This is a genomic window from Neobacillus sp. DHD-1R, assembly GCF_057747995.1.
This window is the reverse complement of record NZ_CM173232.1, coordinates 5,085,664-5,107,944: the sequence shown is the minus strand read 5'-3', so window position 1 is coordinate 5,107,944 and position 22,281 is coordinate 5,085,664. Positions and strand designations below refer to the sequence as shown.

General features: G+C 39.9%; 22 protein-coding genes and 2 pseudogenes. 18 read left to right on the top strand and 6 right to left on the bottom strand.

Features of this window, described 5'->3' with window-relative positions; genetic code table 11:
* Window positions 1–60: 60 nt before the first annotated feature.
* The 5 genes from moaC (at window position 61) to AC3ANL_RS25080 (ending at window position 3,485) form a co-directional block, all read left to right on the top strand.
* Window positions 61–558 (top strand): cyclic pyranopterin monophosphate synthase MoaC, encoded by a 498-nt coding sequence (gene moaC / locus AC3ANL_RS25100; protein ID WP_488327018.1) that lies wholly within the window; start codon window positions 61–63, stop codon window positions 556–558.
* A 21-nt stretch (window positions 559–579) separates the two neighbouring features.
* A complete protein-coding gene (locus tag AC3ANL_RS25095; protein ID WP_488327017.1) occupies window positions 580–1,233 on the top strand; it encodes a redox-sensing transcriptional repressor Rex in 654 nt (217 codons plus the stop codon).
* Window positions 1,234–1,398: 165 nt separating this feature from the next.
* Window positions 1,399–2,025, top strand: a complete 627-nt coding sequence (locus tag AC3ANL_RS25090; RefSeq protein WP_488327016.1) for a YhbD family protein — start codon at window positions 1,399–1,401, stop codon at window positions 2,023–2,025.
* Between the two features lie 12 nt (window positions 2,026–2,037).
* On the top strand, window positions 2,038–2,760 hold the full coding sequence (locus AC3ANL_RS25085; protein WP_488327015.1) for a polymer-forming cytoskeletal protein: 723 nt from the start codon (window positions 2,038–2,040) through the stop codon (window positions 2,758–2,760).
* Window positions 2,761–2,774: 14 nt separating this feature from the next.
* Complete coding sequence (locus AC3ANL_RS25080) at window positions 2,775–3,485, top strand: cytoplasmic protein (protein WP_488327014.1); 711 nt, start codon at window positions 2,775–2,777, stop codon at window positions 3,483–3,485.
* A 60-nt stretch (window positions 3,486–3,545) separates the two neighbouring features.
* On the opposite strand, the gene AC3ANL_RS25075 is transcribed toward AC3ANL_RS25080, so the two are convergent.
* Window positions 3,546–3,752: a YdiK family protein gene (locus AC3ANL_RS25075; protein WP_488327013.1), complete on the bottom strand. Its 207-nt coding sequence runs from the start codon at window positions 3,750–3,752 to the stop codon at window positions 3,546–3,548.
* Window positions 3,749–4,459, bottom strand: a complete 711-nt coding sequence (locus tag AC3ANL_RS25070; protein ID WP_488327012.1) for a CPBP family intramembrane glutamic endopeptidase — start codon at window positions 4,457–4,459, stop codon at window positions 3,749–3,751. The genes AC3ANL_RS25075 and AC3ANL_RS25070 overlap by 4 nt, the downstream gene beginning before the upstream one ends.
* 253 nt (window positions 4,460–4,712) lie before the next feature.
* Between AC3ANL_RS25070 and AC3ANL_RS25065 the strand changes: the two genes are divergently transcribed.
* The 3 genes from AC3ANL_RS25065 to groL all read left to right on the top strand — a co-directional run bounded on the left by AC3ANL_RS25065 (window position 4,713) and on the right by groL (window position 7,208).
* Window positions 4,713–4,856, top strand: coding sequence for a hypothetical protein (locus tag AC3ANL_RS25065; protein WP_488327011.1), 144 nt, complete (start codon window positions 4,713–4,715; stop codon window positions 4,854–4,856).
* A gap of 384 nt (window positions 4,857–5,240) precedes the next feature.
* The gene (gene groES / locus AC3ANL_RS25060) at window positions 5,241–5,528 is read left to right on the top strand and encodes a co-chaperone GroES (protein ID WP_488329833.1); all 288 of its coding nucleotides are present in this window, start codon (window positions 5,241–5,243) and stop codon (window positions 5,526–5,528) included.
* A 51-nt stretch (window positions 5,529–5,579) separates the two neighbouring features.
* Window positions 5,580–7,208, top strand: coding sequence for a chaperonin GroEL (gene groL / locus AC3ANL_RS25055; RefSeq protein ID WP_488327010.1), 1,629 nt, complete (start codon window positions 5,580–5,582; stop codon window positions 7,206–7,208).
* A gap of 103 nt (window positions 7,209–7,311) precedes the next feature.
* On the opposite strand, the pseudogene AC3ANL_RS25050 reads toward groL, so the two are convergent.
* From AC3ANL_RS25050 to AC3ANL_RS25040, 3 genes and pseudogenes are all read right to left on the bottom strand, one after another.
* A pseudogene (locus AC3ANL_RS25050) lies at window positions 7,312–7,512 on the bottom strand (tyrosine-type recombinase/integrase); the annotation flags it as partial.
* A 216-nt stretch (window positions 7,513–7,728) separates the two neighbouring features.
* Window positions 7,729–10,134 carry a M14 family metallopeptidase gene (locus AC3ANL_RS25045; protein ID WP_488327009.1) on the bottom strand — a complete coding sequence of 802 codons (2,406 nt, stop codon included), beginning with the start codon at window positions 10,132–10,134 and terminating at the stop codon, window positions 7,729–7,731.
* Between the two features lie 412 nt (window positions 10,135–10,546).
* The gene (locus AC3ANL_RS25040; RefSeq protein ID WP_488327008.1) at window positions 10,547–11,695 is read right to left on the bottom strand and encodes an ArgE/DapE family deacylase; all 1,149 of its coding nucleotides are present in this window, start codon (window positions 11,693–11,695) and stop codon (window positions 10,547–10,549) included.
* A gap of 345 nt (window positions 11,696–12,040) precedes the next feature.
* On the opposite strand from AC3ANL_RS25040, the gene AC3ANL_RS25035 reads away from it, so the two are divergent.
* The 8 genes and pseudogenes from AC3ANL_RS25035 to AC3ANL_RS25000 all read left to right on the top strand — a co-directional run bounded on the left by AC3ANL_RS25035 (window position 12,041) and on the right by AC3ANL_RS25000 (window position 19,212).
* Window positions 12,041–12,682, top strand: a complete 642-nt coding sequence (locus AC3ANL_RS25035; RefSeq protein ID WP_488327007.1) for a TetR/AcrR family transcriptional regulator — start codon at window positions 12,041–12,043, stop codon at window positions 12,680–12,682.
* A complete protein-coding gene (locus tag AC3ANL_RS25030) occupies window positions 12,675–13,973 on the top strand; it encodes an MFS transporter (protein WP_488327006.1) in 1,299 nt (432 codons plus the stop codon). The genes AC3ANL_RS25035 and AC3ANL_RS25030 overlap by 8 nt, the downstream gene beginning before the upstream one ends.
* The gene (locus tag AC3ANL_RS25025; RefSeq protein WP_488327005.1) at window positions 13,958–16,264 is read left to right on the top strand and encodes an ABC transporter permease; all 2,307 of its coding nucleotides are present in this window, start codon (window positions 13,958–13,960) and stop codon (window positions 16,262–16,264) included. Before AC3ANL_RS25030 ends, AC3ANL_RS25025 begins: the two co-directional genes overlap by 16 nt.
* Window positions 16,265–16,268: 4 nt before the next feature.
* Window positions 16,269–17,027, top strand: a complete 759-nt coding sequence (locus AC3ANL_RS25020) for an ABC transporter ATP-binding protein (protein WP_488327004.1) — start codon at window positions 16,269–16,271, stop codon at window positions 17,025–17,027.
* Window positions 17,028–17,450: 423 nt separating this feature from the next.
* On the top strand, window positions 17,451–17,561 hold the full coding sequence (locus tag AC3ANL_RS25015; RefSeq protein ID WP_488327003.1) for an SDR family NAD(P)-dependent oxidoreductase: 111 nt from the start codon (window positions 17,451–17,453) through the stop codon (window positions 17,559–17,561).
* Between the two features lie 52 nt (window positions 17,562–17,613).
* Window positions 17,614–18,141: pseudogene (locus AC3ANL_RS25010) on the top strand (SDR family NAD(P)-dependent oxidoreductase); the annotation flags it as partial.
* On the top strand, window positions 18,123–18,221 hold the full coding sequence (locus AC3ANL_RS25005; protein ID WP_488329832.1) for an SDR family oxidoreductase: 99 nt from the start codon (window positions 18,123–18,125) through the stop codon (window positions 18,219–18,221). The pseudogene AC3ANL_RS25010 and the gene AC3ANL_RS25005, both read left to right, overlap by 19 nt.
* A 205-nt stretch (window positions 18,222–18,426) precedes the next feature.
* Window positions 18,427–19,212, top strand: a complete 786-nt coding sequence (locus AC3ANL_RS25000; RefSeq protein WP_488327002.1) for an SDR family oxidoreductase — start codon at window positions 18,427–18,429, stop codon at window positions 19,210–19,212.
* A 119-nt stretch (window positions 19,213–19,331) separates the two neighbouring features.
* On the opposite strand, the gene AC3ANL_RS24995 is transcribed toward AC3ANL_RS25000, so the two are convergent.
* The gene (locus AC3ANL_RS24995; protein ID WP_488327001.1) at window positions 19,332–20,792 is read right to left on the bottom strand and encodes an alpha-amylase; all 1,461 of its coding nucleotides are present in this window, start codon (window positions 20,790–20,792) and stop codon (window positions 19,332–19,334) included.
* Between the two features lie 249 nt (window positions 20,793–21,041).
* Here AC3ANL_RS24995 and AC3ANL_RS24990 point away from each other — a divergent pair, with 249 nt between their 5' ends.
* Together AC3ANL_RS24990 and AC3ANL_RS24985 are read left to right on the top strand one after the other, a co-directional pair.
* The gene (locus tag AC3ANL_RS24990; protein ID WP_488327000.1) at window positions 21,042–21,296 is read left to right on the top strand and encodes a KGG domain-containing protein; all 255 of its coding nucleotides are present in this window, start codon (window positions 21,042–21,044) and stop codon (window positions 21,294–21,296) included.
* Between the two features lie 365 nt (window positions 21,297–21,661).
* Window positions 21,662–22,219 (top strand): integrase, encoded by a 558-nt coding sequence (locus AC3ANL_RS24985; protein WP_488326999.1) that lies wholly within the window; start codon window positions 21,662–21,664, stop codon window positions 22,217–22,219.
* The last annotated feature ends 62 nt before the right edge of the window (window positions 22,220–22,281 follow it).

Genomic DNA, 22,281 nt, shown 5'->3' with positions numbered 1-22,281 from the left:
AAACTTTCACACACATACTAGTGAAAATAGTGTATTATTTTGGGGTAGGGGGATTTATTGATGGCTGAATTTACTCATTTTAATGAAGAGGGCAGAGCAAAAATGGTCGATGTCAGTGACAAACCAGAGACGGCACGAACGGCTCTTGCACATTCTAGTATTACTGTTAGCAAAGAAATTTTTGATAAAATAACGAACAATGAAATGAAAAAAGGCGATGTCTTAGCAGTAGCCCAAGTTGCAGCGGTGATGGCTGCCAAAAAGACATGGGACATCATTCCGATGTGTCACCCTATTCCATTAACAGGGATCAATATTTCTTTTTCATGGGAAAAAGGGCAAAATGAGAACTACCAATTATCTATAGTTGCAGCTGTAAAAACAAAAGGGAATACAGGTGTGGAAATGGAAGCGCTCACAGCTGCTTCTGCCTGTGCCTTAACCGTTTATGATATGTGTAAAGCAGTCGATAAAAGCATGGTCATTGGACCGACTTATTTAGTCGAGAAGACGGGCGGTAAGAACGGTGATTTTAAGCGAAGCGAACAAGTTAAATAAAAGGAAGGGGTGTGGGAGAGTATGAGTAACGAAACGACAAAGATACCACAGGCGACAGCGAAACGGCTGCCCCTCTATTATCGGTTTTTGAAAAACCTGCATACTGCTGGGAAGCAAAGGGTATCATCAGCGGAATTAAGTGAGGCGGTAAAGGTAGATTCAGCCACTATTCGCAGGGATTTTTCCTATTTTGGGGCCTTGGGGAAAAAGGGCTATGGCTACAACGTCAATTACCTTTTAACATTCTTTCGGAAAACGCTTGATCAAGATGAATTAACAAAGGTTGCATTAATTGGCGTCGGAAATCTAGGAACAGCTTTCTTAAACTATAACTTTTTAAAAAATAATAACACTAAAATAGAGTGTGGCTTTGATGTGGATCCGGCAAAAATGGGAACGAAGATCCGTGAGGTGCCCGTGTATCACATGGATGAATTGGAGAATGTGTTAACGGAGGAAAAAATCTCGGTCGCCATCCTTACCGTTCCTGCGCCCGTTGCACAAATGATTACGGATCGGCTTGTGAATGCAGATGTAAAAGCAATCTTAAATTTTACGCCGGCAAGATTAAATGTGCCTGCATCAATTAGGGTGCATCACATTGATTTAGCAGTAGAGCTGCAATCCTTGATCTACTTTTTAAAACATTATCCGACAGAAGATATAGAAGAATAAGAAAAGGGTCAGACCCCCATGTTAACATTCAATCTATAATCGCTAATTGAAAAGGTCAGCGATATGTTGAAGTTAGGGGGGCAGGCCCTTTTTTTTTGTGCTCAAGTCTAACTTTACAACGTAACAGTGTTATGTTACATTAGAAATAGAAAGGGGTTTTCAATCATGAGCGAGGAGTTAATATCTAAAAAGGATTTACTGGATTATGCAGGAATTTCTTACGGACAGCTATATAGATGGAAGCGTAAAGATTTAATTCCGGAAGAATGGTTTATTCGAAAATCAACCTTTACGGGTCAAGAAACCTTTTTCCCTAAAGAAAAAATCTTAGAGAGAATTAACAAGATACAAACCATGAAAGAAAATTTGTCATTAGATGAACTAGCAGATATGTTTTCACCTAATATTAGTGATATGCAGTTAGACAAAGATGATTTAGTAAAACGTAACATTGTTTCGAATGAAGTGATGAATTTTTATTTAGAACAAGATAAAGGCAGCAACGATAAATTTAATTTTTCACGCATGTTGGAGATATATGTATTAGAGAAACTTTTAGAATCAGGCGATATAAACTTAGATGAAGGAAAAATGCTGCTTCAGCTGTTAAAAGACAATGAGCAGCTCATTAAGCAAAAAAGCTGTGACTTGATCATTACTCGTAAGCTTGGAGTGTCATCCTGTCTGTTACTGATAAATGCAGAAGACTTCCATTTTGAAAAGGGAACAAAAATAATCGTGTCTCTATCGCTTATGGGGTGTATGGAAGAAATTAAAGCAAAATTATTATAAAGGAGACTGGCAATGGATACGAAAAGTAGAGGAGACTTGGTCATTAATGGATTAGGTTCGTCTAACGGAGGCCACTTCCATTTAGTAACGGTTAATGGTAGAGGAACGATCAACAGTGACGTGCAGTGTACGGCGTTTGAGTGCAATGGGTCAGGTACAATGAAGGGGAATGTGGGAGCGGATACCGTCAAAGTGAACGGGAATGCCCGCTTTAATGGGAATATCGAGGCGGAAAAGCTTTCTGTTGAAGGAACGGCAAGGATTGATGAAAACCTCTATGTAAAACAGTTAAAGGTTTCAGGCAAAGTCACGGTTGGTGGAAAAGTAAAATGTGATGAAATCAATCTTCGAGGTCTTTTTGCGGTGAAGGATGATTGTGAAGCGGAGCTTTTTAAAGGGGAATATCGGTTTACCATTGGCGGGCTCTTAAATGCCGATCAAGTTAATATTAAGATTTATGGTGAATGTAAAGCGACAGAAATTGGCGGTCAAACCATTATTGTCAAGCAGCATAAAGGGTCTTTTTTCAGCACTTTATTTAAATCCTTTTTCAAATCGCAATTAGAAGCGGACATCATTGAAGGAGACATCGTTGAGCTAGAAAATACAAAAGCGAAAGTCGTGCGGGGTCATCAAGTCAAGATTGGCGCCAACTGCCAAATAGGTGTCGTAGAATACACCAAAGAATTTTCACAGGATAAAAATGCCGTTATTAGTGACATTCGAAAGGTTTAAGGGAGGGGAAGAACATGGGAAATAGCAAAAACCTTATCATTAATGGCACAGGAAGTTACCCCGGAGGCCAATACGATAAAATCAGCATTCGTGGCGAAGGAACGATTGTGAATGATGTCGAATGTTCTGCTTTTCGTGTCTATGGCACAAGTGAAGCAAACGGAAATGTGACAATCGGAACTGCCAAAATTTTAGGTGAGGCAGAATTTAATGGAAATGTGAGAGTGAAAGAAACACTCGTCATGGGAACCATGAAGGTCGACAAACAAGCCAAATTGGAAAAAATGAAAATCCTTGGTTTGCTGGAAGTGGAGGAAGGCCTCAGTGGTGATGAAGCTATCATAAAAGGAAGTATCGCCGTAAAGGGAGATGTCGAATATGAATTGTTTGATTCAAGCGGCGGCTTTGAAATCAAAGGATTATTATCAGCAGATACAATTAAAATCGGCTTGCGCTTTGGTGAAAGTACAGCAGAGGAGATTGGCGGCGGAAAAATCACGGTGAAAAGAAAGAAAAATTCTCTGCTTCCCTTTGGCAAAGAGGTCGGCACACTTGCTGCCAAGGTGATTGAAGGCGATGAAATTTATTTAGAAAATACAACGGCAGACGTAGTTCGAGGCAATACCGTCAAAATTGGACCTAGTTGTCTCATTGGCGTCGTGGAATATACCCATGAAATGACACAAGACCCATCCTCCACAATTAAAACAAAAACCAAGGTGTAAATAATAGAAAAGGTGTCAGGCACCCATGTGAATTCTTCACATGGTGCCTGACACCTTTTTTTATTTTTTCTTTTTAATTTTGTCTTTGTATTTCATGTAAAACAGGATGATTTTTAGACCTGAGCCAAAATCAAAGGTGGCTAACAAAACGAGGAGATAGCTGAAAAAGCCCCATCCGTTTCGTTGGACATCGTCGATGGCGAAATAGGTAAATAACCCGCCAAGCAGGAAGTAAATAAATCCGGAAAACAAAGGTGAACGTCTCATAGAAAGCCTCCGATAAAGTTTTGAACCGCCTCCGCCTCACGCTGAAGTCTTTCAATATCGTCTTTGTAAACAGATTGCACTAATACCACCATAGTATTCATGGTGACATGGGCAAATATCGGCACCAAAATGTGCTTGGTTTTGACATAAAGAAAGGCGAATGTAAATCCCATTGCCGCGTACATCAAAATATGAACGGGTTCCATATGGGCTATGGCGAAAATAACAGAACTAATGACTGCTGAAAGAAAAAAGTTGAATCGTTTATAAAGAGCACCAAAAATAATTTTTCTGAACACAATTTCTTCTAATATTGGACCGATGATGCTAGTAACCAAAATCGCCAATGGGAAAGCTTCGATGATATGAAGTATGCTTTGTGTGTTCTCAGACCCCATTTTAATGCCTAACAGTGTTTCAATATATGCTGCTGCATACTGGGAGAATAATGCCAAAAAGATTCCTAAAATGGCCCACATGACCGAATAACTTAATGAATGACCCCTTTTGTCGAGGCTTCGCATGTTCATTTCTTTTCTTAATAAAAACAAAATGATGAGCAGGGCAATGGTAAAACTAGCAACCAGCCAAACAGGAACAGCAAGACCCTTACTAATTCCTAGAAATACCAAAAACGGAAGACCGGCAAGACTCGAAAACTGCATAACAATGTAAACAACGATGATCCACCAATATTCTTTTTTCAAATGGTTAACTCCTTTTACTAATATCTATACCCATGAACGAGTAACTTATGATTTTGCAAACGAGCGTAAATACAGCTATTATCTCATTTTACTCTTAAACCTGTTACCGTTTCAATTTAGAAGAACTTTTTTGTAGAAAAGGGGGCGGGCTAAATAATTTTTTCATTGCCCTCGGGATCGAGTTATCGGAGTTAGATGTAAATGAGACGCCTTTACATTACCCTTGGGAGCAGGATCTTGGAGCTGGAGGTAAATGAAACGAACTTCCATTGCCCTTGAGAGCAGGATCTTGAAGCTAAAGGTAAATGAAACGAGCTTCCATTGCCCTCGGGAGCAGGATATTGAAGTCAAAGGTAAAAGAAACGGTCTTCCATTGCCCTCAAGAGCAGGATATTGAAGTTAAAGGTAAATTAAACGGGCTTCCATTGCCCTCGAGAGCAGGATATCGGAGCTAGAGGTAAATGAGACGGCTTTACATTGCCCGTAAAAGCAAACTTCTATATACAACGGTCAATGAATTCTCTAAGTATCTTATTCATAAAAACAAAATTCACAACAAGTTTACCAAACAGAGTACTTTTTTTAAAAAAACAGGTATAGATTATTCAGTTTTTCACATACTTGATAAGGTTGTTTAAAGATAAAATTCTTTTGTAAAATTTTATCCTTCAGACTTGCAAAAGATTTAGAGATTTATTATTATAATAATTGTGTTAGCACTCATCAATGGAGAGTGCTAATAATGACAGAATTACATATATTTTTGAGGAGGTTGTTTGATTTGTTAAGACCATTAGGTGATCGCATTATCATTGAGCTTGTTGAATCAGAAGAAAAAACTGCAAGCGGTATCGTATTACCAGATTCAGCGAAAGAAAAGCCTCAGGAAGGAAAAGTTGTTGCCGTTGGTACTGGCCGCGTACTTGAAAGCGGAGAACGTGTAGCACTTGACGTTGCTGTAGGCGATCGTATCATCTTCTCAAAATACGCTGGTACAGAAGTGAAATACCAGGGTGCTGAATATTTAATTGTACGCGAAAACGATATCCTTGCTGTTGTAGGCGAGTAAGGCTGGACGAAAAAATAAACCATTTGAAAATTATGAGGAGGTTTTTTGATCATGGCTAAAGAGATTATGTTTAGTGAAGATGCACGCCGCGCAATGCTTCGTGGTGTTGATGCTCTTGCAAATGCTGTAAAAGTTACTCTTGGACCTAAAGGACGCAACGTGGTTCTTGAGAAAAAATTTGGTTCACCACTTATCACTAACGATGGTGTAACGATTGCGAAAGAAATCGAATTAGAAGATGCATTCGAAAACATGGGTGCAAAACTTGTTGCTGAAGTAGCAAGCAAAACAAACGATGTTGCCGGTGACGGTACAACAACTGCTACTGTTCTTGCTCAAGCGATGATTCGCGAAGGCTTAAAGAACGTTACTGCTGGTGCGAACCCAATGGGTATCCGTAAAGGGATTGAAAAAGCTGTAGCTGTTGCTGTTCAAGAATTAAAAGCTATTTCTAAGCAAATTGAAGGAAAAGAATCTATTTCTCAAGTTGCTGCTATTTCTTCTGACGACAAAGAAGTTGGCCAATTGATTGCTGAAGCAATGGAGCGCGTTGGTAACGACGGCGTTATCACAATTGAAGAATCTAAAGGCTTTACAACTGAATTGGATGTAGTAGAAGGTATGCAGTTTGACCGTGGTTATACTTCTGCTTACATGGTAACTAATACAGACAAAATGGAAGCTGTTTTAGAAAATCCATATGTCTTAATAACTGACAAGAAGATTTCTAGCATTCAAGAAATCCTTCCAGTTCTAGAACAAGTTGTTCAACAAGGCAAGCCATTATTGTTGATTGCTGAAGATGTTGAAGGTGAAGCACTTTCTACATTAGTAGTAAACAAACTTCGCGGTACATTCAATGCAGTTGCTGTTAAAGCTCCTGGCTTTGGTGACCGTCGTAAAGCGATGCTTGAAGATATCGCTGCTTTAACTGGCGGTGAAGTCATCACTGAAGAGCTTGGCCGTGAATTGAAAACAACGACTATTTCTTCATTAGGACGCGCTTCTAAGGTTGTTGTAACAAAAGAAAATACAACAATCGTTGAAGGTGCTGGTGCAACGGAAGAAATCCAAGCACGTGTAAACCAAATCCGTGTTCAATTAGAAGAAACTACTTCTGAATTTGATCGTGAAAAATTACAAGAACGTTTAGCTAAATTAGCTGGCGGTGTTGCGGTAATCAAGGTTGGTGCTGCAACTGAAACTGAATTAAAAGAACGCAAACTTCGTATTGAAGATGCATTAAACGCAACTCGTGCTGCTGTTGAAGAAGGTATCGTATCCGGTGGTGGTGTAGCCCTTCTAAACGTATACAGCAAGGTTGCTGCACTTCAAGAAGAAGGCGACGTAGCAACAGGTATCAACATCGTTCTTCGTGCAATGGAAGAACCAGTTCGTACGATTGCTCACAACGCTGGTCTTGAAGGATCTGTTATCGTTGACCGCTTAAAACGTGAAGAAGTCGGCACAGGCTTCAACGCTGCAACTGGCCAATGGGTAAACATGATCGATGCTGGTATCGTTGACCCAACTAAGGTTACACGTTCAGCTCTTCAAAACGCTGCTTCTGTAGCTGCTATGTTCTTAACAACTGAAGCAGTTGTTGCTGACAAGCCAGAACCAGCAGGCCCTGCAATGCCTGATATGGGCGGCATGGGTGGAATGGGCGGCATGATGTAATAAGGGTTATAAAACCTTGTTATATCAACGTCTAAAATGATAATATACTTTTCTTGTCCTCGGTTTCTAAAAAACACCGAATCCATGACAAAAGAAAAGCTAACTATAGGAGAAGGTCTTTCATCAGTTTGCTAAACTGTTGGGAGGCCTTTTCTTTCATATTGGCGGTCATATGAGCGTAGATATTCATTGTCGTATTAATATCTGTATGTCCAAGCCGCTGTTGTATTTCTTTAATGCCAACTCCAGCTTCAATCAATAATGAAGTGTGGGTATGTCTAAATGAGTGTGGTGTAATGTTCTTCCTTTCATATAATCTCCCATTGTCATACGGGAGAGCTGTTCATAAATGTGATCTACTCGTTCTGTGGTTACACCGAAAGAAACTGGTGTAGGTTGATTGGTTTCAATGTCCATTCCTTTAAAAATAGGGGAGGAAACCTCTACATACATATTCGGGCTTGGAACAGGCGGGTTTGAAAAAGGAGTTGACCCCGTAAGGCCAACCCCTTGCAAACCGTTATTTTATTGTAAGCGTTACAGAATTATAGTTTTCCCCATTACCAAGTGGATTGTAGTTTTTCTCAATGTTTCCTGCGGCGTCCACAGTGAAATAATTGATGGTTGTTGTCTTTTCAATTTTTAATGTTTCTGCAAATTCACGGGTGCCGCTTAATTTAATTTTAGCTGATTGGAAGGTAGGGCGGCTGCCGTCAAGCGTATAATAAATGGTGGCTGGCTCACTTGTTTCAATCTTAACATCAACCGGACCTGTGTATTTACCGTTTCCAGGTGTAGCTTTTGAGGAAGGCCGCTGATGGTCTTTTGCACTGTTGTAGGCTACTTTAATTAAGCCAATCAAACCATTGGCAAATTCCATTGCTTCTTCATGACCTTCTACAAAGGCTGGCTGGAATCCAACTGCCTGCCATCTTTTTGTATCCTTATTCCATAAATCTGCCCCTACTTCGAAGTTCCAGGCATAAATCCCCTTTTCATACCATAGGTAGTCCGCAGAGTTACCTGCAGCAGAGTATAGTACGTCAGGAATTGGACCTGTACGGCTAGGTAGAATGACCGTTCCGCGGTGGTCTTGAATATCATTTAAGATGTTATCAGAAGCTGTCCAGTAAAACGCTTCCTCACCAGCTGATGGGCGTGGCAGTGTTGTACGTTTTGAATCGTAAGCACCAGGGGACCACATGAAGTAGCCGCCATAACTATGAATATTCATTGCAAACTTAATATTGGGGTTTTTGTCAGCAAGCCAGACAAGGTTTCTTCCTTCAGGCTCAGAGTTTTCAGCTGGTCCAGCGTAAGTTTCTCCCGTACAACTTGTACCTCCGCCAATATAGCCATCAAAAACGGAACCAACAGAATGGTTACGGTTAAGGTCAACTCCCCAATTATTACGGTACCCAGGGTCAGAGGCAGTGGGACCACAGTGATTGGTCATATTCTTACGCTGCATATTGTAATCATTGAAGCTGTAATTGGCACCATCAGGATTTACTGAAGGTACAAGGAATATATCAAGATTATCGACAAGCTTTCTTGTCTCACTATCTTGACTATAGTTTCGCAGTAGTCTTTCCGCCGTTTCGATTGTTACGAGTGGGGTCACCCATTCACGGGCATGCTCCTGAGCATATCCAAGAACACCTGGCTTAGAACCGTCACGATGCTTGCCGATTCGGATCGCTTTTACTGTAAAAGGATCACGGGAAACGTCTGCCCCTGCTTTCAAGCCGTCAGTTAATATCGCAGCATTTGTAGTTGGTGCGACAACACCAGCACCAGTATTACCGCGGTATGTAGTCGCAGTGACAAGTTGGCTAGCATTCTCATTCAGTGCTTTAACCACTTGTGCGGCAGTACTTGTTGCCTTTCCTGACGAATCAGTAGCTAAATCTACTGAAATCTTGGTACCATCCACAGTCACTTTTAGTGGTGCATTATTGGTTCCCGGATTCTTGAATTCTACCGATACATCATTCCCGCCTTTATGCCCCCATGCTTTTGAGGAAACAACAACTGCGAGATTGGTCGTGCCGCCGATAGTTGCTTGGGCAAGACGTCTGTAACCATTTGTTTTATTTGGCATATCAATGATTTCTACCAAGTTCGGGAATTCTTTTGCAAGTTTTTCGGCACGTTCATATAATTCATTTGGTGCCATATAGTGGTCAACAAAATCCGTAACATAATCTGTTTTTGGATGTTTCGGCTCTTTCCCTAACCATTCAGTAATGGTGCTCGTAGCTGTTCCTCCAAGATTACTTTCAATTTTAATAGATGAAGGAATGGCGCTAACTGGTAGAAGCAAATAGTGATATAAATATTCACCGTAATCTACCAATCTAGAAAGTGTAGCAGATTTTTCCACACCGTTCTCGGTCCAAGTTGCTTTAAGTGCTGTGCTAGCAGTCGCACCGGCGCTTGATTTCACTTCGAGATATAGGAAGGTGCCTGATTGATTGGTAAAATGGTTTGCCCTAATGACTTTAAGTGTATCCTCGGAAGCTGCCAGACTGGCTTGCAGCTGGACAGTAGATTGCCGCTCTGCCACGCGTGTGTTCCATTGATTTTCGGTGATCAGGGTCTCTTTTACATTGATGCCAAAGGTCTTTAACATGGCAATTTCTGTTGGTGTGACAACGGCATCCACCTCATAGACTCCGTCGTGTGCTTCGATTCTGTGGGTAAGGTCAATTCCAAGCTCAAGAAGCTTGTCCTTTGCCTTATCATTTGGTACTACAAGTTGAACAATTGAGACCGATTCTTCCTTAGGAATCGGCTGGTCAGGCTGTTCGACCGCTGCAACCGGAATACTTAGGCCTGGATAAAATGTAGAGAACCCAAGTCCAGTTATAGCAGTCATCACCACTAAATTCCTTTTCCATTTCTGCTTTTTCTGTTTTGTCAAAAACTGCACCCCCAAAATGTTAGAAATTTTAATACAAGCTTATTGTAAATTGAATGTACTTAATATCTTGTCGTAAAATCAGGGGCAGTTAAAAATCTGCTCTACAAATATTTTATTGAGAAAATATAATACTTTATTTTAGAAGGTTAAATTTTAGGCTGTTTTTCCTATTTAAAAAGTACTGTGCCACTCGAAAAATCTAGTAATTTTAGGAGCACAAAATTACTAGATTTTATTCCATTATAATTCCCACAAACTGTATATTGATAATCAACTGTTTTTATTGTTTAATATTGTTGCTTTTTGTTTAATTTTGTAAAAGGTAAGTGGTAATATATTTCATGTGAATTGCCCTTCTGAGTTCTTCTTCACACCCCATTTTGGGTCTTGAGGAACTTAAAAAAATCTCTTTTTATTTCGATAAACCTAAAATTAACTCTTTATAGATATCGAAGAATGCAAAGTAGTAAGCTTTGTAGACATATTCATCTGTTTTGTGTGCCATTCTTGTTTCGCCTGGACCAAACATCATGAATGGGAAGTTGTCATCTTTACCTCGTAATAAGTTTGATGCATCCGTCACCCCTGGCGAACCTTTAACCGAAATTTCTAAATCTAAATGTTTTTTACCGAGTTCTTTAGCCAGATCAACCATTTCAGACTGTCCTGAAGTGAAAACACTTGGTAATGACATTGTCACTTCAACATCAATATTAGAGCCTTCTTCATTGTATTTGTTAGCTGTTGCGTGGAATAAGTCAATCACTTCATCGTTATCAAATTCTGGAATAGTACGCACGTTTATTTGAGCTACTGCCTTTTCTGGAACTGAGTTTACTTGGTTCCCTGCATTAAAAATAGTTGTACTCATAACCAATTTATCTAGAACTTCATTTTTACGATCATCGCCATTCAATTTTCCGTCTACTTCTAATAGATATTTCATCAATGGATTAATCGCGTTATAACCTTGGTCAGGCATAGAACTGTGTGCTGCTTCACCAATAGACGTTACACGCAAGTTAAGTGATCCTTTGTGAGAGTAAATAATCGTGTCATGAGAAGGTTCAGCTACCCATAGATAATCTACATCATCCATATAGCCTTCTTCGTATAATTTTTTAGAACCTGCGCCACCGACTTCTTCACCAGTCGTTGCCATAAAACGGACAGTACCATTTTTTAGTTCATTGTTTTCTTTGAGTTCAATCATCACTAAAGCAAGGTTTACTAAACCTGCTTTCATGTCATTTGTTCCACGTCCGTATAATTTTCCGTCTCTTTCTGTCAATGTGAACGGATCTGAAGTCCACTCGCTTTCATCACCAGGAGAAACGACATCCATATGACCAGAAACGCCAATGACTGGATTCCCGCTTCCAATTTCAGCCACTAAGTTAACACGAGTGTCTGTAACGGGAACAATTTTAGATTCAATGCCGTATTCAGCAAATAAATCTTTCAAGTAATTTGCCACTTCGATTTCGTTTTCATTAATAGATTTAATCGCTATAATGTCAGATAAAATCTTTATCTTTTCTTCTTCTGTAAAATGTTTCATACTAAATTCCTCCAAAATTTTATCTGTCTATCCTCAATGTGAATACAACTGTATTTTACCCAAAAGTCCATTAATAATAGCATCCGACCAAACTGAGTACTGGTCACGTAAATAACTTTTTTCTAAAGAAAAAACTACTTCCTAAAAATAAGTGGTAGTCTTTTTTTATTGTTGAAATTTGGATATCAAGATTTTTTTAAAAACAAGGTCAGTCTTCAATAGAAAGGTCTATCGATGAAGCAATTTTACAGTCTTTACAAAATTTAACACAAACCCTATTAAAAATTAATAGTAGAATGTTAATATTTCATCGACTGACAGTCGGTCTATAAAGGAGGTGTAACAATGAGAAAAGAAGCAGAGGAACGCAGGAACGAAATACTTGATACGGCTGATGAGCTTTTTGGTCAGAAGGGCTTTGATGGAACGAGTACAAACGATATTCTCGAAAAGGTCGGAATTGCACGGGGAACACTGTATTATCACTTCAAGTCGAAGGAGGATATTATGGACGCATTGATTGACCGGTATAATGTCCGTCTTTTAGGCGCGGCGCAGGAAATTGCAGCAGATAAGAGTATTCCTGTAGTCGAACGTATTATCCGCGTTGTTATATCAATGAATTTAAGTGGAGGAAGTAGCCAGGAAATTATGGAGCACATTCACAAGCCACAGAACGCCCTTATGCATCAGAAAATACAAAAAGTCATCATCAACGGTGTTACGCCAATACTTACGGGAATAATCCAAGAGGGCATTGAACACGGACTGTTTAGCACACCATACCCGTATGAATGTATGGAAATGGTTGTTACATATGCGAATACCATTTTTGATGATGATATGGTAGAGATGACCAATGAGAAGCGCGCCTCGCGGATACAAGCGTTTATATTCAACGGAGAAAGGCTGCTCGGTGCAGAAAGCGGAAGTCTGATGAACGTTATGCAAATGTTTGACAGCAAAAATGGTGGAAATAGTGAATAATTCGGAAAAAAAATTCGGACGATTTTTTCTGCTGTGGTCTGGACAGTTTATGTCAGCAATAGGAAGCGGGCTTACGGCATTTGGGCTTGCGGTTTATGTTTATAACCAGACGGGAAAGGCATCGGCAGTAGCCTTGTTAACCTTGCTTGCGTTTATGCCAGGGCTTCTTTTAAGTCCCGTGGCGGGAGTGCTTGCGGACCGCTATGATCGCAGACTTTTGATGGTGCTAGGGGACAGTCTTTCCGCGGCGGGACCTGTATTTATTCTGTTTTGTATGCTAAACGGAGGAGCACAGCTATGGCAGATTTTCGTGGGAGTTACATTAAGCTCTTTGTTTTCATCACTGCTTGATCCCGCATATAAAGCAACGGTTACGGATTTGCTTACCGAGGAGCAATATACAAAGGCAAGCGGTCTTGTTCAGGCTGCAGGCTCGGCAAAATATTTGATTTCGCCCATAATTGCGGGACTTCTGCTCGCAGTTTCGGATATAAAGCTGTTGCTTGTCATCGACATCTGCACATTTTTTGTAACCGTTATATCAACTCTTGCTGTACGCAGGGGTCTTGCTTCAAAAAAATACGAACAGGCAAAATCGTTTATCCGTGAATTTAAGGACGGTTGGGGTGCCATTTCTGAAAAAAGAGGAGTACTTATTATCGTGTGCATGACATCGGTCATAACGTTTTTCCTCGGCTTTATACAAACACTTTCCGTGCCGATGATCCTCGCATTTTCGGACAGCACCACATTAGGCACAGTTGAAACAATTTCCGCTTCGGGAATGCTTGTGACAAGTGTAATTATAGGGTTTCTTTCGATAAAAAGAGGCTATGTAAAAATGCTTTCGGTTTCGCTGTTTTGTTCCGGAATATTTATGGCGGGCTTTGGAATGCGCGAAAATATGATACTTATCTGCATTTCGGGATTTTTGTTTTTTGCGATGCTCCCGTTTGCAAACACAAGCCTAGATTTTCTTATTCGAACCAACATCGAAAATAACGTTCAGGGAAGAGCGTGGGGACTTATCGGTGTCATTTCACAGCTTGGGTATGTTGTCGCTTATGCGCTTTCAGGGATGCTTGCGGATTATGTGTTCACACCATTGCTCGTTGACGGCGGAGTACTTGCTGACAGTATCGGAAGGATTTTCGGTACAGGCAGCGGCCGAGGAACGGGAATTCTCATTTTCATCACTGGAGTGCTGTTATGTGTGACATCGGTAATTTTGTCTAATGTAAAATCGGTTAAAAAGCTTGAAAACAGAGGTGACATATGTATTTCAGAATAATCCGTAATGACATTTTAAAGAGCAAAGTTATAACATTTACAATAATGATATTTGTTGCTGCAGCATCAATGCTTGTTTCACTCGCAGCGATACTCGTCGTCAATCTTTCGGGTGCGCTAGATACGCTAATGACAAAAGCTGAAACTCCACATTTTATGCAAATGCATTCCGGTGATATTGATACCGCGCGACTTAAATCCTTTGCAGAGCAAAATAACAATGTCGAAGAATATCAGGTAGTTGAGTTTCTAGGTATGGACGGAGCGCAGATTATTTTAGGCGATAATTCGCTTGCGAATAGTGTTCAGGATAACGGCTTCAGCATACAGAACGAAAAATTAGATTATCTTCTTGATCTTAACGGCAACATCATCAACGTATCTGACGGCGAGCTTTATGTGCCAGTAACCTATATGAGAGACAACACTACAAAGGTCGGTGACAAGGCCGTAATAAGCGGGAAGGAATTTACCGTTGCGGGATTTCTCCGTGATTCGACCATGAATTCCTCGCTCTCCGCGTCCAAGCGATTTCTTGTAAGCAACAATGATTTTGCGAATATAAAAGACCTTGGAAGTATCGAGTATCTGATTGAGTTTAGATTAAAAGATTTCTCGGCGATAGGTGAATTTGAAACAGCTTATGCCTCCGCAGGACTTGAAGCGAACGGGCCAGCAGTTACCTATAAGCTTTTCAAAACGATGAACGCCATTTCAGACGGAATGATGATTGCGGTTATCCTTCTTATAAGCGCACTTGTTGTTGCAATCGCATATATGTGCATACGCTTTACGCTCCTTGCAAAAATAGAGGACGACTACCGCGAAATTGGGGTAATGAAGGCAATAGGGATGCGTATATCTGACATAAAGCAGATTTATCTTGTGAAATACGCAGCGATAGCAGCGATAGGCAGTGTTCTTGGGTTTATTCTTTCGGTTATGTTCCAAGGTGTGCTTCTTGAAAGTATACGACTTTATATGGGCGAAAGCGAAAATTCTTCCTATGCTGTAGCTTTAGGAATTATCGGTATACTACTCGTTTTCCTTGCAATTATTGCCTATGTCAATGGGGTGCTGAAACGCTTTCGAAAAATTTCTGCTGCAGAAGCTATACGCTTTGGTACTTCTCAGGAAAAGAAAGCTGGCGCTAAGCGTTTTTCCTTAATTAGAAACAGACTGTTTAGCACGAATATTTTTCTCGGAATCAAGGATGTTCTCGCAAGAAAAGGACTTTACGCCACAATGCTTTTGGTACTGGTGATTTCGGCATTTATCATTATCGTTCCGCAGAACCTGTACAACACGATTTCCTCAAAAAGCTTCATCCAATATATGGGGATTGGAAACTACGACCTGCGCATTCAGACCAATATATCTGACAAAACCGATGAAATTGTGAAGACGATAGAAAACGACAGTGCTGTTTCAAAGTATGCTGTTCTGACAACAAAGACTTTCAAAGTAAAAACGAATAACGGGTCAGAGGAAAATATAAAAATTGAACTCGGTGACCATTCGGCATTTCCTATCGAGTATTCTGAGGGCAGAGCACCTGCTGCAGAAAACGAAATCGCGCTTTCGGCTATAAATGCCGGTGAGATGAGCAAAAAGGTCAACGATGTCATTACGCTGATGATTGAAGGGAAGGAGAAGGATCTCATGGTAACCGGAATATACTCCGACGTTACTAACGGCGGCAAAACCGCAAAGGCTGTATTCACCGACAATTCGGCGAACGTCATGTGGACCATCGTCTGTGTTGAACTTTCGGATCAATCTCTTGTTGACAGAAAGGCTTTGGAATATTCGAGTAAATTCGATTTTGCAAAGACTTCAGATATCTATGAATTTGTTTCTCAGACCCTCGGCTCGACAATAAGTTCCATCGAAATGGTCTCCTACGTTTCAGTTGCCGTTGCGCTAATTATTACGGTATTGATTACACTGTTATTTATCAAAATGCTTGTCGCAAAGGATAGATATTCCATTGCCGTAATGAAGGCGCTCGGTTTTACAAACAGTGATATTAAGGCGCAGTATGTTTCTCGTTCGGTTTTGGTTCTGATTGTCGGAATTGCTATCGGCACGCTGCTAGCGAACACACTTGGAGAGATGCTTGCAGGCGCGATGATCTCCTCGTTTGGAGCATCGACGTTTAAGTTTGAAGTCAATCCGCTTTCGGCTTATCTGTTTAGTCCACTGTTGATGATATGCACGGTACTTATCGCAACAATAATCGGCACATCGGGCGCAGGGCAAATAAAAATTTCCGAAAATATAAAGGAGTAGTCATATGAAGAAGATTATTAGCGGTGAAAATATAGTAAAATCTTTTGGCGAGAGCGATGAACAACGCAAGGTTCTAGACGGAGTGTCTGTTGAAATAAACGAGGGCGAGTTCGTTGCAGTTATGGGACCTTCGGGCTCTGGAAAATCGACACTGATGTTTGCTTTAAGCGGAATCGATGGTGTGGATGACGGAAAGGTCGTTTTTGACGGCAAGGATTTATCGGCAGTCGGGGAGAATGAGCTTTCAGATATACGTAGAACAAAAATGGGATTTATTTTTCAGCAGCCGACTATGCTAAAAAATCTGAATATCCTCGACAACATCATTCTTCCGTCAATGCGCGGCAACGGAAAAAACACGGCAAAAATTTCGGAGAAGGCGAGAGCACTTTTGAAGAGGGTAGGCATTGCGGAGCTTGAAACGCGCGATATTACACAGGTTTCGGGAGGTCAGCTTCAGCGTGCAGGTATATGCAGAGCACTGATGTGCAGTCCAAAGATTATCTTCGGCGACGAGCCAACAGGGGCGCTCAACTCAAAATCTGCCCATGAAATAATGGACATTTTTTCTGAAATCAATGCGGATGGTACTGCGATTATGCTTGTAACTCACGATGCAAAGGTTGCAGCACGGACGGAACGTATTCTGTTTATGCGAGACGGAAAAATTGTGAGTGAGTTGAAGCTTCCGAAGTTTGACGGGGCGAATATTGATCGCAGATTCGAAGACGTGACGGCGAAAATGTTGGAAATAGGAATATGATTTGTTCTATCATAGTTTCATAGATTTTATGGAGGCTTCTCATGAGTTGAGCAAACTTGTGGGAAGCTTCTTTTTTCATTTCCGCTCGATGATATTGCCATGGCACCTTTCAATTCCATTAGCTTCTATTTTATAGCGTTCTTTAGATTTTTCTTTAAAATACTCGCTTTAAGAAAACTAGTTATTACGGCTTAGACACCGTGTGCTTATTTCGGTTAGCATTGATATAATTATAGAAAAGAGGCCTCTTTGTTTTATTATGTGAAATAATGAACATAGTTTATTTTTGGAGATATTAAAGTACACTTATGCACACTTTAAATGATGTTAAGTTAAGTACAAAGATTGCTCAATGAATTTTTATTAGATTTTTAGGGAATATAGATTACGAACTCTAATAGAAAAAATAAAGGAGTAGATCATATGAATAGACTTGATGGAAAAACAGCTATAATCACAGGTGGCTCTGGAGGCCTCGGTAAAGAGACGACAGAAGTATTTTTAAAAGAAGGTGCAAGTGTAGTTTTTAGTTGATTTAAACGCTGATGCATTAAATGAAGTAAAATCAGAGTTTAGTAAGTATGGAGATGTTTTAACTATACAAGCAGATGTTTCAATAGAAGAAGATGTCAAAAATTATGTGCAGGAAACGATGAATAAATTTGGTCAAATTGATATTTTCTTTAACAATGCAGGTATTGAAGGGAAATTTAATCCTATTACAGAACAAGCTGTAGAAGATTTTGATAAAGTGATGAACGTTAACGTTCGGGGTGTATTTTTAGGTTTAAAACATGTACTTCCTGTCATGATGAAGCAAGAAAGAGGAAGTGTGATAAACATGTCTTCCGTTGCAGGATTAATGGGATTTCCTGGTTTATCACCTTATGCTGCATCTAAGCATGCAGTCGTTGGCCTAACGAAAACAGCAGCTTTAGAAGTAGCTGACAAACATGTACGTGTGAATTCGATACACCCATCGCCAGCTAATACGAGAATGATGCGTTCTGTAGAATCAGGGGCAAATTCGGAAGATGCGAAGGGGATGAAAGAGACATACACTCAATTAATCCCATTAGGTCGTTACGGTGAGCAATCGATATTGCAAATTTAGTTTTATTTCTAGCATCAGACGAAAGTGATTTTATTACAGGTGCACAATACCGTGTAGATGGTGGTATGGGAGCTAATTAATTAGGAATTAAATATTCGACTTATATAATTTACCAACAAGTTGCTAACATTTTGCTAATGCCATCCCGTAAAAAACTTATACCAATAGCAATAACCACTTCCTATAAAATTGGGGAGTGGTTTTTTGTGCTATATAATCTTTATGTTTCAAAATCTCTAAGGTGGATATAGTAAAATACATCGTCATTAAAGGAGGCTTTTTCACGTGGAGAATCTAATTCACAATCAGGTTGCTTTTGTTACAGGGGCTGGCTCAGGGATAGGAAAGGCGGCTGCTCTAAAGCTTGCTCAAAATGGGGGAAAGATTGCTTTAGTAGATTTGCATAAAGAAAACGTGGAAGAAGTGAAAAACCAAATCGAAGAAATGGGAAGTGAAGCGATTGTCTTGGAGGCCAACGTTTCCCAACCGGAGGAAGTAGAGAACTGTTACAAAAGAACCATTGATCAGTGGGGGAGACTAGATGTTGTCTTTGCTAACGCGGGGATTAATGGGGAAGTTGCTCCCATAGAAGACCTGGAGCCAAAGGAATGGGACTTAACCATTTCCAATAACTTAACGAGCACCTTTTTAACGGTAAAATATGCGATCCCGCATTTGAAGACAAATGGGGGAAGTATCATTATTACTAGTTCAATTAATGGAAACAGAATCTATAAAAATATTGGCATGTCTGCATATAGTACATCCAAAATTGGCCAGATGGGCTTTGGGAAAATGGCTGCTCTTGAGCTTGCCAACTATGGTATTAGAGTTAACATGATCTGTCCAGGTGCAATTGAAACAAATATCAATGAAAATACCTGGGAAGAAAACGAAAATTTAAAGAAAGTAAAAATTCCTATTGAATACCCAAAAGGAAACCAACCATTGGAACACAAACCAGGAAAAGCCGAACAAGTTGCCGACCTCGTACTATTCCTTGCTTCCAGTCAATCAACCCACATAACCGGGAGCGAAATCTACATTGACGGGGCCGAATCCCTTTTATAAGAAAATGGTGCCTGACACCACAAAAAGACACTACAAATAAAATGTCCACCTCCAGTGGACATTTTGTTTGTGCGTATAAAAATTGTTAGACTGGTCATGGCCGATACATATAATTGATCTTAGTCCTTAGGATGGTAAGCCCAAACTGATACGCCGCCGCCGTTAACCGGGAAAGTGGCATATCCATCTTCTTTGATTGTAATTTGGTCATCTCTTGAGTTTGTTAGGTCTACCCATGATTCTCCAGCCTTCCTTTCACCAACATACATTCTTTTCTCTCCATCTTCTCCATTGGAGATGACGACTGCACACCCGGAGTGTTTAATTTCTTTAATACCCAGCCGAACCCAGCCAATGGTATTTGGATGGTCGAAGTAATCATGCTGTTCACCGTATGCTTTATCGTACCTGGCAAAGAGGAGGCGATCTAGGATTTCTTTTTTCTCATCTGCTGGCTCTGGTCCAGCGATTCCGTAATAATCTCCATAGAAGAGACATGGATTTCCCTCTCTTCTAAGGAGAATCAGGGCATATGCACTTGGTTTAAACCAGTCCTGAACCCATGATTCAAGGGATTCTTGGGGCTGAGTGTCATGATTATCAACGAAGGTAACCGCATTTTTAGGGTGGGAGTTTACAAGGGTATCCTCGAAAATACTGGTTAAATCAAATTCACTGCCTTCGTTGGAGGCTTGATGCAGCTTATAATGCAAGGGCACATCAAACAAATCTATCTGATAATCGACATGGTCAAGGTATTTCTGGATGGGATGAAGATGAGTTTTCCAGACTTCTCCGACAAAATAAAAATCATCTCCTCGGTGTTTACGCATCTCCTCTACAAACACACGAATGAAATAGTGATTAATATGCTTGATTGCATCAAGGCGGTATCCATCACAATTAAGGGTATCAGCAAGCCATTTTCCCCATTCTATCATTTCTTTTTTTACTTCAGGGTGTTCATAGTTAATATCGGCAAGCATTAGATAGTCATAATTTCCGTATTCATCATCCACATGTTTACTCCAATCCTTGTCATCTCCAAGGATTTTAAATATTCCTGATTTCCCGGTCTTTTCATCATAATCGGTTCCGCTAAAATGCTCATATCCCCATTCAAAAGAAGAATATTTTCCTTTACGCCCTGGAAATGTAAATTTTGTCCAAGCTTCAATATCAAAGGGTTCAGATATTTCTGCGGTCCGGTCCTCCTGTTCCACTTCAATCACTTTAATTAATTCCGTCTCGTCAGCACCTCCTTTATGGTTCATTACTACATCTACATAGACTTTAATGCCTACATTTTGACATGCAGCTATTGCTTCTATTAGTTCTTGTCTAGTCCCGTACTTTGTCCGGATGGATCCTTTTTGATTAAATTCACCCAGATCGTATAAATCATATGTAGCATAACCATTATCCTCAGGCGAGGTCGCTTTTGTCACTGGTGGTATCCAGATGGAGGTAATCCCTTTTTCTTTTAATTCTGGCGCCAACTCCTTCAGACGTCTCCAATGGCTGCCATCTGGCTCTAGATGCCACTCGAAAAATTGCATGATCGTATTGTTTCTTTCCATATTCCTATCCCCCTAGTTTATCAATCAAATGGTATAGGAATACTTACCCGGTTTGACACCAAAAAAATCCTGATAAAACAAATATATTTAAGTAGAAGCAAGACGTATAAACAGAATTTGTTCTTTAGAGGTTTCTGAATATATTAATTGTAAGAACAATAGAAAAAGAGAAAAGGTGTTTAATTTAATGGACGGAGGGAATATAAAGAGTGTAACAAAATTCAAGTAAAATAATGGAGGGATTTTTAAATGGCTATGAACAATAAGAACAATCGCAGCGATAACAACAATGGTAACATGACTGTCGAGGAAGCAGGCCGCAAAGGCGGCGAAGCCACAGCTAAAAATCATGACCGAGAATTTTACGAGGAAATTGGACAAAAGGGTGGCGAAGCACGTGCTAACCAACGCCAAACCGACAATGACAATAATGGAAAAATGAGCAGAGAAGAAGCTGGCCGTAAAGGCGGCGAAGCACGTTCCAGACAACGTGACAACGATTAAATAGGTAAGAAACAACCATCGAAATGAATTCGAGAGATGATCCAAAATGGAGCGGGGCTGTTAAACAAGTCCCTAAAATAGTAAGAAGCTGGTGAAAAACATTTCGTTTTTCGCCAGCTTTTTTTTTCGGCCGATTGTAGGCGTTCTCTTTTTAATTTAGAGAACGCTTTTTATTTTTTTTTAGATAATATAGAGGTTTTACTTCGTATTACCTGTTGAATTGGAATTTATTTTAATATATATTCATATAATGAGAAAAACTTCCTCTACTATAATTTGTAAATAGACACTTCAAACACTCATAATCCATTACCGTAAATGATTATTGCGCCATAAGATAAATAAATGAGAAAGTAAGGGTTAAAATGAACGAAAAAAATAGGGAAAAGTGGATTGAGGACTTAATACAGTCCACTATAAGAACTGTTGGAATAGATATTGAACTGAAGCATCAACAAACGGGGGTGAATATGAGCTATAATTTTATCCTTGACTATATAGGTTACGATTTGAAACGGATAGAAGAAGCAATCCAGGAAATGCAGGCTTCCGTTTCACTTAAAGCATATATTAAGGCTTTTACACTTCATGAGTTAGGGCATGCGTTAGACCGGAAAGCGTTATTGGATTCATTGGAAAAAACGCTTGAATATTACGAGATGAAAAAAAACTATACCCCATACGAACGATACAGTGATTATCATCTTCTTGCTATATTAATCGAAGAGCATGAGATGAATATCGCTTTTGAAGAAACAGCTTGGTCGAATGCTGAAAAGTTGAATATGGAATATGAAATTGTGGACATGGTAAGCTTTGAAAAAGTGAAAAATCAAGGAATGGCAACTTATTCAAATTTATATGCAAAAGATTTACAGCTATATAATAAGCTTGTATCAAAGCAAACCGAACAAATTGCTTAATGAACGAAAAAAGACGGCCACTTAGGTTGTCTTTTTTCATTCATTAAATACTACTAAATTTT

Coding starts and splice junctions, on each gene's coding strand:
- AC3ANL_RS25035 (WP_488327007.1), top strand. CDS start 12,041: ATGAGAAAAGAAGCAGAGGAACGCAGGAACGAAATACTTGATACGGCT.
- AC3ANL_RS25025 (WP_488327005.1), top strand. CDS start 13,958: ATGTATTTCAGAATAATCCGTAATGACATTTTAAAGAGCAAAGTTATA.
- AC3ANL_RS24995 (WP_488327001.1), bottom strand. CDS start 20,792: ATGGAAAGAAACAATACGATCATGCAATTTTTCGAGTGGCATCTAGAG.
- AC3ANL_RS25040 (WP_488327008.1), bottom strand. CDS start 11,695: ATGAAACATTTTACAGAAGAAGAAAAGATAAAGATTTTATCTGACATT.
- AC3ANL_RS25075 (WP_488327013.1), bottom strand. CDS start 3,752: ATGAGACGTTCACCTTTGTTTTCCGGATTTATTTACTTCCTGCTTGGC.
- AC3ANL_RS25080 (WP_488327014.1), top strand. CDS start 2,775: ATGGGAAATAGCAAAAACCTTATCATTAATGGCACAGGAAGTTACCCC.
- AC3ANL_RS25020 (WP_488327004.1), top strand. CDS start 16,269: ATGAAGAAGATTATTAGCGGTGAAAATATAGTAAAATCTTTTGGCGAG.
- AC3ANL_RS24990 (WP_488327000.1), top strand. CDS start 21,042: ATGGCTATGAACAATAAGAACAATCGCAGCGATAACAACAATGGTAAC.
- AC3ANL_RS24985 (WP_488326999.1), top strand. CDS start 21,662: ATGAACGAAAAAAATAGGGAAAAGTGGATTGAGGACTTAATACAGTCC.
- moaC (WP_488327018.1), top strand. CDS start 61: ATGGCTGAATTTACTCATTTTAATGAAGAGGGCAGAGCAAAAATGGTC.
- groL (WP_488327010.1), top strand. CDS start 5,580: ATGGCTAAAGAGATTATGTTTAGTGAAGATGCACGCCGCGCAATGCTT.
- AC3ANL_RS25095 (WP_488327017.1), top strand. CDS start 580: ATGAGTAACGAAACGACAAAGATACCACAGGCGACAGCGAAACGGCTG.
- AC3ANL_RS25090 (WP_488327016.1), top strand. CDS start 1,399: ATGAGCGAGGAGTTAATATCTAAAAAGGATTTACTGGATTATGCAGGA.
- AC3ANL_RS25085 (WP_488327015.1), top strand. CDS start 2,038: ATGGATACGAAAAGTAGAGGAGACTTGGTCATTAATGGATTAGGTTCG.
- AC3ANL_RS25065 (WP_488327011.1), top strand. CDS start 4,713: ATGAAACGAACTTCCATTGCCCTTGAGAGCAGGATCTTGAAGCTAAAG.
- AC3ANL_RS25015 (WP_488327003.1), top strand. CDS start 17,451: ATGAATAGACTTGATGGAAAAACAGCTATAATCACAGGTGGCTCTGGA.